At 72.6% G+C, this 12585-nt stretch carries 10 protein-coding genes; 1 reads left to right on the top strand and 9 read right to left on the bottom strand.

Annotated features, from left to right (window positions below):
• The first annotated feature begins 35 nt into the window (after positions 1 to 35).
• A complete protein-coding gene (locus ACGFIA_RS11025; RefSeq protein WP_393259648.1) occupies positions 36 to 1625 on the top strand; it encodes a DUF4139 domain-containing protein in 1590 nt (529 codons plus the stop codon).
• Between the two features lie 67 nt (positions 1626 to 1692).
• Here ACGFIA_RS11025 and ACGFIA_RS11020 read toward each other — a convergent pair whose 3' ends face one another.
• The 9 genes from ACGFIA_RS11020 to kdpF form a co-directional block, all read right to left on the bottom strand.
• Positions 1693 to 1962: a GlsB/YeaQ/YmgE family stress response membrane protein gene (locus ACGFIA_RS11020; RefSeq protein WP_357383323.1), complete on the bottom strand. Its 270-nt coding sequence runs from the start codon at positions 1960 to 1962 to the stop codon at positions 1693 to 1695.
• 110 nt (positions 1963 to 2072) lie between these two features.
• On the bottom strand, positions 2073 to 3032 hold the full coding sequence (locus ACGFIA_RS11015; protein WP_357383321.1) for an ion transporter: 960 nt from the start codon (positions 3030 to 3032) through the stop codon (positions 2073 to 2075).
• 94 nt (positions 3033 to 3126) lie between these two features.
• Positions 3127 to 4233 carry a magnesium and cobalt transport protein CorA gene (locus ACGFIA_RS11010; RefSeq protein WP_357383319.1) on the bottom strand — a complete coding sequence of 369 codons (1107 nt, stop codon included), beginning with the start codon at positions 4231 to 4233 and terminating at the stop codon, positions 3127 to 3129.
• A gap of 58 nt (positions 4234 to 4291) precedes the next feature.
• Entirely contained in the window at positions 4292 to 4972 is a 681-nt protein-coding gene (locus ACGFIA_RS11005) for a response regulator (protein ID WP_357383317.1), read from the bottom strand.
• Complete coding sequence (locus ACGFIA_RS11000) at positions 4969 to 7515, bottom strand: DUF4118 domain-containing protein (RefSeq protein WP_393259645.1); 2547 nt, start codon at positions 7513 to 7515, stop codon at positions 4969 to 4971. Before ACGFIA_RS11000 ends, ACGFIA_RS11005 begins: the two co-directional genes overlap by 4 nt.
• Before the next feature lie 80 nt (positions 7516 to 7595).
• Positions 7596 to 8477, bottom strand: coding sequence for a potassium-transporting ATPase subunit C (locus ACGFIA_RS10995; RefSeq protein WP_393259643.1), 882 nt, complete (start codon positions 8475 to 8477; stop codon positions 7596 to 7598).
• On the bottom strand, positions 8477 to 10660 hold the full coding sequence (gene kdpB, locus ACGFIA_RS10990) for a potassium-transporting ATPase subunit KdpB (protein ID WP_393259641.1): 2184 nt from the start codon (positions 10658 to 10660) through the stop codon (positions 8477 to 8479). Before kdpB ends, ACGFIA_RS10995 begins: the two co-directional genes overlap by 1 nt.
• Positions 10661 to 10680: 20 nt before the next feature.
• On the bottom strand, positions 10681 to 12336 hold the full coding sequence (gene kdpA, locus ACGFIA_RS10985; protein ID WP_393259639.1) for a potassium-transporting ATPase subunit KdpA: 1656 nt from the start codon (positions 12334 to 12336) through the stop codon (positions 10681 to 10683).
• Entirely contained in the window at positions 12336 to 12425 is a 90-nt protein-coding gene (gene kdpF, locus ACGFIA_RS10980) for a K(+)-transporting ATPase subunit F (RefSeq protein ID WP_393259637.1), read from the bottom strand. The genes kdpA and kdpF overlap by 1 nt, the downstream gene beginning before the upstream one ends.
• Positions 12426 to 12585 lie beyond the last annotated feature (160 nt).

Raw genomic sequence — 12585 nt, 5'->3', positions numbered from 1 at the left:
CGCCGCACGGGCGCGCCTGAACTACCCTCGCCGCGGTGGACACTGTGGAGATCGATGCGCCTGTCGTCGGCGTGACCGTCTACCCGGACCGCGCCCGGGTCACCCGCCGCGGCGGCGTCCGCCTGGCCGCCGGCGACCACCGGGTACGCGTCGCCCCGCTCCCGCCGGGCCTGCGCCGGGACTCGATCCGGGTGGGTGGCCGGGGCGCGGTGACGGTGCTCGGGGTGGACGTGACCGCGTGGCGGCGGGCGCGCAGCACCGACGCCCAGGTCGTCGAGCTGGAACGGCGGCGCCGGGAACTCGCCGACGAGCTGGCCGAGGTCGGTGACACCGACGCGATCGAGGACCAGCGCGGTGAGTTCCTCACCCGGCTGGCCGAGCGCGCGGGTGGCACGTACGCCCGGGCGCTGGCCGCCGGCGACGCGGCCCCGGCCGACGTCGCGGCCTTCACCGACTCGGTGTCCGGTCAGCTCGCCGAGTCACGCGCCCGGCGGCGCGGGCTGGCCCGTCGGCGCACCGAGCTGGCCGAGGAACTGGCCGCTGTCGACCGGGAACTGGACGCGACGCGTGGCAAGCGGGAGCCGGACCGACTGGCGGCCGACGTCTCCGTCTCGGTGGACGCGGACGACACCGAGGTGGAGCTGGAGCTGACGTACCTGGTGGACGGCGCCCGCTGGACGCCCTCCTACGACTTGCGGCTGGTCGGGGACACCATGACCGTCACCTGGTTCGGGCTGGTCAGCCAGGGCACCGGGGAGGACTGGCCGGAGTGCGAGCTCCAGCTCTCCACCGCCCGCCCGGCGGCGGCCAGCGGCGTACCCGAATTGTCGCCCTGGTATCTCGACCGGCTCCGGCCGCAGCCGCCGATGGCCGTGTCGGCCGCGTCGTTCGGCGGCGCGGTGCCGCCGCCGGCGCCCGGCGCGGCGCCGGCGGGCCGTCCGGAGACGGCGCGGGCCGCGGCGCCCCGGCCCGCGGTGCGGGAGAGCGTCGCCGAGGTCGAGCAGGGAGTGACGGCCGCTACCTACCGACCCGCCCGGCCGGTGGCGGTGCCCGCCGACGGCGGCACGCACCGGGTCACCATCGCGGTGCTGGAGCTGCCGGCCCGGCTGGACCATGTGACCGTGCCGGTGCGCGCCGCCGAGGCGCACCTGCGGGCGACGGTACGCAACACGTCGGAGCACACGCTGCTGCCCGGCCCGGCGTCGGTGTTCCACGGCGCGGACTTCGTGGCGGCGACGCGGCTGACGACGTGGGCGCCGGGCGAGGAGACCGAGCTGGCGCTCGGGGTGGACGACCGGCTGCGGGTGGAGCGGAAGCTGTCCCGGCGCACCGAGAGCAGGGCCACGCTCGGGTCGACGCGGCGGCGGGAGGTGGAGTACCGGATCACGGTGGCGAACCACACGCCCCGGGCGGCCACGGTCGAGGTGCGCGATCAGCTACCCGTGTCCCGGGACGAGGCGGTGATGGTACGCGAGACCACGCTGACGCCGCCGCCGGCCGAGCGTACGGAGCTGGGCGAGCTGACCTGGCGGCTGTCGCTGGCGCCCGGCGAGAGCGGCGAGATCGTCCTGGGCTTCCGGGTGGAGCTGGCGAAGGGCGTCGAGCTGACCGGCTGGCGGGAGTAGCCGCGCACGCGTTAAGAAGGGCCCCTTCTTATGCGGAATGCGTTAAGAAGGGGCCCTTCCTTCGGTCTCAGAGGCGACGGCGGCCGTAGGCGCCGGCGAAGATGGCGACGCCGATGGCGGCGAAGCCGACCTGGAGCGCCAGCTCGATCCAGTCGATGCCGGCGGTGTCGTCGACACCGAACGCGCCGGCCACCAGGGTGCCGACGATCGCGGCGACCACACCGATGAGCAGGGTCAGCCAGATCGGGATGTTCTGCTTGCCCGGCACCACCAGGCGCCCGAGCGCACCGATGATGAGACCGATGATGAGCGCGGTGAAGAAACCCGTGACCTCCACGAGAGCCGTCCTTCCCTCGGATGTGTTGGCGACTGGCTGGTTGCCCAGATCAACCACTCGACCAAACCCGGAAGCCGCTTTCGTCACGGAACTGTCATGACCGCCACTGATCAGTGGTCCGAGTGCTGGCGGCGGCGGGCAGCGCCCGGCGGCTCCTCCCGGTCGATGCGCAGTTCCCGTTCCAGCTCGGCGATCACCATGCGGAGGTCGTCCAGGCGCTGGCTGATCGCGATCCGGTCCACCTCGTCCGGGATCCCGTCGCCGTCTTCGTCGTAGTCCGGGGCCAGCCCCTCGGTCATCTCCAGCCGGCGCGCCTCCTCCATCGAGTTGACGATGACGGCGATGAGGATGTTCAGCAGGAGGTTCACCGCGATCATGACGAAGCTGACGTAGTAGAGCAGCGTCCACGGCGACACCTCCAGACCCTGTTCCAGCAGGTCCGGCAGCGTCTCCAGGGACAGCAGCACGAACAGCGTGACGAGCGAGCGGCCGATGTCGCCGTACTGCTCGGGGTAACGGTCACCGAAGATCAGCCAGCCCGCCATGCCGTACACGTAGAGCGTGACGGCGGCGAGCGCGAGGAAGGCCGCGACGCCGGGCAGGCTGCGCCACAGCGCGTTGACGATGGTCCGCAGACCGGGTGAGAAGCGGACCAGACGCAGGACGCGGGCGACCCGGATGAACCGCAGCACCGCCGAGTCGCCGCGCAGGCCCGGGATGAAGATGGCCGCGGTGACCAGCAGGTCGAAGACGTTCCAGCCGTGCCGGAAGAAGTCCTGCGGGCGGCGGCCGTACGCGAGCACCCGGATGGTGATCTCCACGACGAAGATCGCCCGGAACGTCCACTCCGTCCACCGCAGCACCGGCTCGGCGGCGCCGAGGTTCGGGTACGTCTCGATGCCCAGCACGATCCCGTTGGCCATGATGAGCACCACGATGGCCACCTCGAACGGCCGGGACGCGACGAGCCGGGCACAGTGGCCGGCCAGCCCACGTCTTCCGTCGCTGGTCCGGCGTCCGCCGCGCGGCGCCGGAACCGTGTCCCCGATCAGCGTTCCGCTCCGGAGCACCGAGGCCGGAGGGCACGCGAACGACAGGGGGTAGCCACCCGGACACTTTAGTGGATCACCGATGACCGGTGCTCCGGCCCGGCCCGGCCCGGCATCACAGCCAGCCCCGGCGCTTGAACAGCAGATAGAGCGCGCCGCAGACGGCGAGCATCAGGACGATCGCGAACAGGTAGCCGTACCGCCAGCCCAGCTCCGGCATGTGGGTGAAGTTCATCCCGTAGACGGTGCCGATCAGGGTCGGCGCGAACAGGATCGCCGCCCACGCGGAGACCCGTTTGATCTCCTCGTTCTGCTCGAAGCTCGCCGCGGTCAGGCTGCGCATCTCCTCGTTCTGCGCCTGCGACACCAGCGTGGCGTTGACGGTGAGGATGTTCTGGAGCAGATGCCGGAACCCGTCCACCCGCTCCACCACCTGGGTCAGGTGGTCGGCCACGTCACGCAGCCGGCGGCGCAGTTCCTCGTCCGTGCCGTACCTGTCGAAGCCGTGTGTGAGCTCGTCCACGACCTTCAGCAGCGGGCGGGCGGCCCGCTGGAACTGGATCACCTCGCGGCTCAGCTCGTAGATGCGGCGGCTGGCGTTCGGGTCGCCGCCGAACACCTCGGTCTCGATCTCGTCGATGTCGTTCTCCAGCCCGGCCACCACCGGCGCGTAGCCGTCCACCACCCGGTCCAGCACGGCGTAGAGCACGGCTTCCGGGCCGAGCGCGAGCACCTCCGGCTCGGCCTCCAGCCGCCGCCGTACGCCGGCCAGGTCGGGCGTGCCGCCGTGCCGCACGGTGATCACGAAACCGGGGCCGAGGAACAGGTGCAGCTCGGCGAACTCGACCGCGTCCCGCGCGTCCAGGTAGCGGGCGGCGCGCAGCACCACGAACAGGGTGTCGCCGTAGCGTTCCAGCTTGGGGCGCTGGTGGGCGTTGATCGCGTCCTCGACGGCCAGGTCGGGGAGCTGGAACTCGGCGGCAAGCGTGGCCACCTCCTCCCGGCCCGGCCGGCGCAGCCCGATCCAGGCCATCGCGTCGTCGAGCTGTTGCAGGCAGCGGAACGTGTCGGCGAGGCTGACCGGCGACGCCCGGCGTACGCCGCCGACGTAGACGCCGCTGTCGACCAGCCCGTCGGGGCGCTCCGGTTCGGCCACGCCGGCGTCGATGGCGTGCTCGTCCAGTTGCCGGCCGAACCCCTCCGAGGACCGGTTGTCCGCCATGCCCCTCCCCCGCCGCCCGACCGGCTCGCCGAATCCCCCGCCGGCGCCCGCGCAAACGTCAGGGGCGGTAGCGGTAGCCCATGCCCGGCTCGGTGATCAGGTGCCGGGGCCGGGCCGGGTCGTCCTCCAGCTTGCGCCGCAGCTGGGCCATGTACTGCCGCAGGTAGTTCGTCTCGTGGTGGTACTCCGGTCCCCACACGTCGTGCAGCAACTGGCGCTGGCTGACCAGCTTGCCCGGGTTGCGCAGCAGCTTCTCCAGCATGGCCCACTGGGTGGGGGTGAGCTTGACCTCGACGCCGTCGTCCCGGGTGACGGTCCGGTCGGCCAGGTCGACGGTGTGGCGGCCGATCCGCAGCGCGGGCACGGCGGGCGAGGCGGGGGCGAGCCGCCGGGTCACCGCGCGGATGCGGGCCAGCAGTTCGTCCACCCCGAACGGCTTCGTCACGTAGTCGTCGGCGCCCGCGTCGAGCGCGGCCACCTTGTCCTCGCTGCCGGCCCGGCCGGAGAGCACGATGATCGGCACACCGGTCCAGCCGCGCAGGCCCCGGATGACCTCGGTGCCGTCCAGGTCGGGCAGGCCGAGGTCGAGCACCACCAGGTCCGGCGGGTGCCCGGCGGCGGCCTTGAGCGCGGCGGCGCCGCTGTCGGCCACCTGGACGTCGTAGCCCCGGGCGCGCAGGTTGATCCGCAGGGCGCGCAGGATCTGCGGCTCGTCGTCGACGACCAGGATCCGGGTCATTCCCGCTGCCCCTCCGGCTGGCTGGCGGCCGGCAGCCGCAGCACCATGGTGAGACCGCCACCGGGCGTGGTCTCCGGGGTGATGCTGCCACCCATCGCCTCGGCCAGTCCCCGGGACAGCGCCAGCCCCAGACCCACCCCGGTCTGGTTGTCCCGGTCGCCGAGGCGCTGGAACGGCAGGAAGACGTGCTCCCACTGGTCCGCCGGGATGCCCGGCCCGGTGTCGATCACCCGCAGCTCGACCTGTCCGGCGTGCGCGCTGCCGGTGATCGCCGGCGGCCGCCCGGGCGGGCTGTGCCGCAGCGCGTTCGCCACGATGTTGACAAGCACCCGCTCCAGCAGGCCCGGGTCGGCCAGCGCCGCCGGCAGGTCGGCCGGGATGTCCGTGGTCACCTCGGCCGCCGCCGCACCCAGTTCGTCGAGCGCCAGGGGTACGGCGTCCTCCAGCCCGATCGCTGTGGCGCGCACGCCCAGCGCGCCGGCCTGCAACCGGCTCATGTCGAGCAGGTTCGCCACCAGCCGGCCCAGCCGGTCCAGCGACTCGTCGGCGGTGGCGAGCAGTTCCTCCCGGTCGTCCGCGTCGAACTCGACGTCGTGGCTGCGCAGGCTGCTCACCGCCGCCTTGGCCGACGCCAGCGGCGTACGCAGGTCGTGGCTGACCGCCGCGAGCAGCGCGGTCCGCATCCGGTCGGCGGCGGCGAGCGGACGGGCGGTGGCGGCCTCCTCGGCCAGCCGTTCCTGGCGCAGCGCGACGGCGGCCTGCGCGGCGAACGCCTCGACCACCCGCCGGTCGGCCGCCTCCAGCCGCCGGCCGGCGAGCACCACGCTGAGCCGGTCGTCCACAGGCACCACCGTCTCGCCCGCGCTCGGGCTACCAGGCGGCCGGTCGCCGACGCTCGCCACCACCCGCCAGGCGTCCGCCTCCCGGGCACGGGCCGGGCGCCCGCCCGCCTCGTCGGCCAGCTCCAGCACGCTCACCGCGCGCAGCCCGAACGTCTCCCGCAGCCGGTCCAGCAGCGCGGGCAGCGGCCGCTCGCCCCGCAGCACGCTGCCCGCGACGGTGGCCAGGGTCTGCGCGTCGGCGGAGGCCCGGGCCGCCTCCCGGGTACGCCGGGCCGCCACGTCGACCACCCAGCTCACCGCGATGGCGACGCCGACGAACACGCCCAGGGCGAGCAGGTTGTCCGCCTCGGCGATGGTGAGCGTCCGGTACGGCGGGGTGAAGAACCAGTTGAGCAGCAGCGAGCCGCCGAGCGCGGCGACCAGCGCGGGCCACAGCCCGCCGACCAGCGCCACGCCCACCACACCGGCGAGGAACAGCAGGATGTCGTTGGTCAGGGTGAGGTCGGGCAGCGTCCGCAGCAGGAGCGTGAGCGCCGGCATGCCGAGCAGCGCGAGCGCGTACCCGATCAGCCGTCGCCGCCGGGACAGCGCGGCGGGCACCGCCGCGCCCCGGCGCCCGCGCCCCGCCTGCGGGTGGGTGACCAGGTGTACGTCGATCGGGCCGGACAGCGCGGTGGTGGTCACCCCCACGCCCCGCGCGAACACCTGCGCGAACCGGCCCCGGCGGCTCGCGCCGAGCACGAGCTGGGTGGCGTTGACACCCCGGGCGAAGTCGAGCAGCGCCGCCGGGATGTCGGTGCCGAGCACCTGGTGGTACGTGCCGCTCAAACTCTCCACCAGCACCCGCTGCCGGGCCAGCTGGGCCGGGTCGGCGCCGGCCAGCCCGTCGCTGCGCGCGACGTGCACGGCGAGCAGGTCGGCGCCCTTGCTGCGGGCGGCGATCCGGGCGGCCCGGCGGATCAGCGTCTCGCCCTCCGGGCCGCCGGTCAGCGCGACGACCACCCGTTCCCGCGCCTCCCAGGTGTCGGAGATGCCCTGCTGGGCGCGGTACGCGTCGAGCTGTTCGTCGACCTTGTCGGCCAGCCACAGCAGCGCCAGTTCGCGCAGCGCGGTGAGGTTGCCGACCCGGAAGTAGTTGCCCAGCGCGGCGTCGATCCTGTCGGGCCGGTAGATGTTGCCGTGGGCCATCCGGCGGCGCAGCGCCTCCGGCGTCATGTCCACCAGCTCGACCTGCTCGGCGGCCCGCACCACCTGGTCCGGCACGGTCTCCCGCTGGGTGGTGCCGGTGATCTGCGCGACCACGTCGTTCAGCGACTCCAGGTGCTGCACGTTGACGGTGGAGAGCACGCTGATCCCGGCGTCGAGCAGCGCCCGCACGTCCTGCCAGCGCTTGTCGTGACGGGAGCCGGGCACGTTCGTGTGGGCCAGTTCGTCCACCACCACGACCTCGGGCCGCCGGGCCAGCACCGCGTCCAGGTCCATCTCGGTGAACTCGACGCCCCGGTAGGTCGTCGACCGGCGCGGCACCGTCTCCAGGTCGCCGATCATCTCGGCGGTGTGCCGGCGGCCGTGCGTCTCGACCAGGCCGATCACCACGTCGGTGCCGCGCTCGGCCCGGCGCTGGGCCTCCTCCAGCATCGCGTACGTCTTGCCGACGCCCGGGGCGGCCCCGAGATAGATCCGCAGTTCACCCCTGCCCACGCCCCCATCCTCCCTGAGTGCAAGGAAGGGCCCCCTGTTAACGCCTCGCGAGGTGAAGGGGGCCCTTCTTAACGCCTCCGTCAGCGCGCCGGGAACGCCTCGTCCAGCGCGAGGTTGAGTTCCAGCACGTTCACGCCGGGCTCGCCCATGAAGCCCAGCGCCCGGCCGGTGGTGTGCGCGGCGACCAGCCGCCGTACCGCCGCCGGGTCCGCGCCGCGCTCCCGCGCCACCCGGGCCACCTGGATCTCCGCGTACGCCGGGGAGATGTGCGGGTCGAGGCCGCTGCCGCTGGCGGTGACCGCGTCGGCCGGCACGGCGGGCCGGGCCGGAGCGTCCCCGCGTACCGGTGTGACGATGCCGCCCTCGGCCACGTAGTCGTGGCCGGGCCGGGCCGCCTCCACCGGCACGCCCTGCCAGGTGGTGACGAACGGTGTGGCGGGTGCGGCCTGGTTGACGCTCACCACGCGGGTGATCCGGCCGGTGAGACCGTCGGCGCGAAACACGGCGAGCACCGCGCCCACCCCGTCCGGCGTGCAGTACGGGCGCCGCCCGTCCACGCCGTCCAGTTCGCCGACCGCCTTGCTGCGGGCGCAGACCTGGGTGAGCAGGCTCTGCGCCGAGGTCTCCGGGTCGCCGGTGAGCGTGTCCACCACGCTCTCCGGGCCGAGGTTGCCCGCCGCCGTCGAGGTCGGGTCGTAGCCGTCCCCGGCGGCCGACGGGCGGGACTGGAAGTAGCGCGGGACCGGGTTGCCGTCCGCGTCGGTGAACGACTGGCCGATCAGCGAGCTGCCGGCGGTCCGTCCGCCGACGGTGCGCAGCGAGCCGTCGGCCCTGCCGTCGAGGCCGGGGAGCCGGCCCAGGGCGACCAGGGCGAGCGGATAGACCAGGCCGAGCAGCACGGTGAAGACGAGCACCGCGCGCAGGGCGGCCAGGTGCTGGGAGAGCCAACTGGGAAGGCGCATCACGAGATCCCCGGGACGAACTGGACGAGCAGGTCGATGAGTTTGATGCCGGCGAACGGCACCACGATGCCGCCGAGGCCGTAGAGCAGGAGGTTGCGGCGCAGCAACGTGGAGGCGCCGGCCGGGCGGTAGCGCACGCCGCGCAACGCCAGCGGGATCAACGCCACGATGACCACCGCGTTGAAGACGACTGCGGAGAGGATCGCCGACTCGGGGCTTTCCAGGCGCATGATGTTGAGCCGGTCCAGCGACGGGTAGATGCCGGCGAACATGGCCGGGATGATCGCGAAGTACTTCGCGATGTCGTTGGCGATGCTGAACGTCGTCAGCGCGCCACGGGTGATCAGCAGTTGCTTGCCGATCTCCACGATCTCGATCAGCTTGGTCGGGTCGGAGTCGAGGTCGACCATGTTGCCGGCCTCCTTCGCGGCCGACGTGCCGGTGTTCATGGCGACGCCGACGTCCGCCTGGGCCAGCGCGGGCGCGTCGTTCGTGCCGTCGCCGGTCATCGCGACGAGCCGGCCACCCTCCTGTTCCTTCTTGATCAGTGCGAGCTTGTCCTCCGGCGTGGCCTCGGCGAGGAAGTCGTCCACGCCCGCCTCGTCGGCGATCGCCTTCGCGGTACGCGGGTTGTCGCCGGTGATCATCACGGTCCGGATGCCCATCCGGCGCATCTCGTCGAAGCGCTCCCGCATCCCGGCCTTCACCACGTCCTTGAGGTGGATGACGCCGAGCGTCCGGGCCGGTTCCCCGGCGGTGTGCTCGGCCACCACGAGCGGCGTGCCGCCGCTGCCGCTGATCGCGTCGACCAGCTCGCCCACCTGCTCGGTCGGGTGGCCGCCGTTCTCGCGTACCCACTTCATCACCGCGGCGGCGGCGCCCTTGCGGACGTGCCGGACGCCGCCGTCGGCGTCCAGGTCGACGCCGCTCATCCGGGTCTGCGCGGTGAACGGCACGAACGTGGCGTGCGGGACGAGGCCGGGCTCGCGCTCGCGCAGCCCGTACCCGTTCTTCGCCAGCACCACCACCGAGCGACCCTCGGGGGTCTCGTCGGCCAGGCTGGACAGTTGCGCCGCGTCGGCGAGCGTGGCCGCGTCCACGCCGGTCACCGGCAGGAACTCGGCGGCCTGCCGGTTGCCGAGCGTGATCGTGCCGGTCTTGTCCAGCAGCAGCGTGCTGACGTCGCCGGCCGCCTCGACCGCCCGGCCGCTCATCGCCAGCACGTTGCGCTGCACGAGCCGGTCCATGCCGGCGATGCCGATCGCGGACAGCAGCGCGCCGATGGTGGTCGGGATGAGACAGACAAGCAGCGACACGAGTACGACGCCGGTGACGCCGGAGTCGGTGATCGCGGCGGTGTCAGGCGCGGCGGCCTGGTAGCCCTTCGCGAAGATCGCCATGGGCTGGAGCGTGACGACGGCGAGCAGGAAGATGATCGTCAGCGCGGCCAGCAGGATGTTCAACGCGATCTCGTTCGGCGTCTTCTGCCGGTTGGCGCCCTCGACCAGCGCGATCATCCGGTCGATGAAGCTCTCGCCCGGCTTCTGGGTGATCCGGACGACGATCCGGTCGGAGAGCACCCGGGTGCCCCCGGTGACCGCGCTGCGGTCGCCGCCGGACTCCCGGATCACCGGGGCGGACTCGCCGGTGATCGCCGACTCGTCGACGCTGGCGATGCCCTCGACCACGTCGCCGTCGCCCGGGATGACCTGCCCGGACTCGACCAGGACGACGTCGCCCTGCCGCAGTTGCGGCGCGGGCACCGCCTCGTCCCGGTACGCGTTCGCGGCGGCGCCCGGCGTCCAGCCGACGAGTCGCGTGGCGACGGTGTCCTGCTTGGCCCGGCGCAGCGTGTCGGCCTGTGCCTTGCCGCGCCCCTCGGCGACCGCCTCGGCCAGGTTCGCGAAGATCACGGTGAGCCAGAGCCAGACGGTGATCGAGACCGCGAAGACCGACGGGTCGGCCACCGCGAGCACAGTGGTGAACAGCGCGCCGATCTCCACGATCAGCATCACCGGGTTGCGCCACAGCGTGCGCGGGTCGAGTTTGCGCAGCGCGTCCGGCAGCGACGCGATCAACTGGCGGGGGTCGAGCAGCCCGCCGCCGACCCGGCGGCCCGGCGTGCCGGGGGCCGGTGTCTCGCCGAGGGCCGGCGCGTCGGCGGTCTGCACAGGTGCGGTCATGTCCTTGTCTCTCATGGTGGTCACAGCCCTTCGGCCAGCGGGCCGAGCGCGAGCGCGGGAAGGAAGGTGAGCGCGACGAGGACCACAGTCACGCCGACGACCATGCCGACGAACAACGGCCGGTGGGTCGGCAGGGTGCCCTCGGAGGCGGGTGTGGGTTGCTGGCGGGCGAGTGAGCCGGCCAGCGCGAGCACGAAGATGATCGGCAGGAACCGGCCGAGCAGCATGCAGAGCCCGAGCGCGATGTTCCACCACTGCGTGTTCACTGTGATGCCGGCGAACGCGGAGCCGTTGTTGTTGCTGGCCGAGGTGAACGCGTAGAGCACTTCGGACAGCCCGTGCGGCCCGACGTTGAGCGCTGTCGAGGCGTTGCCGGTGGCGAACGCGGCGGCGGTGCCGCAGAGCACCAGCGCCGGGGTGATCAGGAAGTACACCGAGGCGAACTTGATCTCGCGTGAGCCGATCTTCTTGCCCAGGTATTCCGGCGTGCGCCCGACCATCAGGCCGGCCACGAACACCGTGATCACCGCGAGGATCAGGAGCCCGTACAGGCCCGCGCCGACGCCGCCGGGGGCGACCTCGCCGAGCATCATGTTCCCGAGCGTCATCATGCCGCCCAACGCGGTGTACGAGTCGTGGAACGAGTTGACGGCGCCGGTCGAGGTGAGCGTGGTGGCCGCCGCGAACGTGGCCGAGTTCGACACGTCGAAGCGCACCTCCTTGCCCTCCAGCGCCGCGCCGACCGCCTGCGGCACCGTGCCGTGGCCGGTCAGCTCGAAGACGTTCGTGAGGGCGATGCTGGCGAGCGCCAGGATCGCCATGACGGCGACGATCGCGTACCCCTGCCGCTTCTGCCCGACCATCCGGCCGAAGACCCGGGGCAGGCTGAACGGGATCACCAGGATCAGGAAGATCTCCAGCCAGTTCGTCCACGCGGTCGGGTTCTCGAACGGATGGGCGCTGTTGGCGTTGTAGAAGCCGCCGCCGTTGGTGCCCAGCTCCTTGATGACCTCCTGGCTCGCCACCGGCCCGCCGGTGATCGTCTGCGCGCCGCCGGTCAGCGTGGTGACGTCGGTGCCGCCGGAGAGGTTCTGCACCACGCCGCCGAGCATCAGCGCGAGCGCGCCGAGCACCGCGATCGGCAGCAGGATCCGCAGCGTGACCCGGGTCAGGTCGACCCAGAAGTTGCCCAGCTCGCCGGTGCGGCCGCGGGCGAAGCCCCGGACCAGCGCCACCGCCACGGCGATGCCGACGGCGGCCGAGACGAAGTTCTGCACCGCCAGACCGGCCATCTGCACCAGGTGGCCCATCGTCGACTCACCCGAGTACCACTGCCAGTTCGTGTTCGTCACGAACGACACGGCGGTGTTCCAGGCGCCGTGCGGCACCACCGGGTCGAAGCCCAGCGAGAGCCACAGGTGGTTCTGCAGGCGCTGGAACGCGTACAGGAACAGCAGGGAGACGGCCGAGAAGGCCAGCACCGAGCGGGCGTACACGCCCCAGGTCTGCTCGGCGGCCGGGTTGACCCCGACCAGGCGGTAGATTCCCCGCTCCATCCGGGACGACCGGGTTCCGGCGACCACGCGGTACATGTGGTCGCCGAACGGCCGGTGCACGGCGACGAGCGCCACCACCAGCGACAGGACGAAGAGCACGCCGGCTGTCGTCGTGCTCATCAGAAGCGCTCCGGGAACAGCAGGGCGACGACCAGGAACACGCCCAGGCCGACCGCCAGCACCAGGCCGACGGCGTTGACGGCGTTCACAGCTTCTCCACGCCCCTCACCACGAGGGCGAGAGCCGCGAACAGCCCCACCGTCAGCAACACGAACAGCACGTCAGACACGGCTGATCTCTCCTAGCGGAAGATGTCCTCGCGACCGCCTCCCGGCCGCGCCGGCCAATCACAACGCCAGGTCCTGCGGT

The sequence above is a fragment of the Micromonospora sp. NPDC049203 genome (genome assembly GCF_043197215.1).
In the GTDB taxonomy this organism is placed as follows: Bacteria; Actinomycetota; Actinomycetes; order Mycobacteriales; family Micromonosporaceae; genus Micromonospora.
This window is presented reverse-complemented; position numbering and strand designations above follow the sequence as displayed.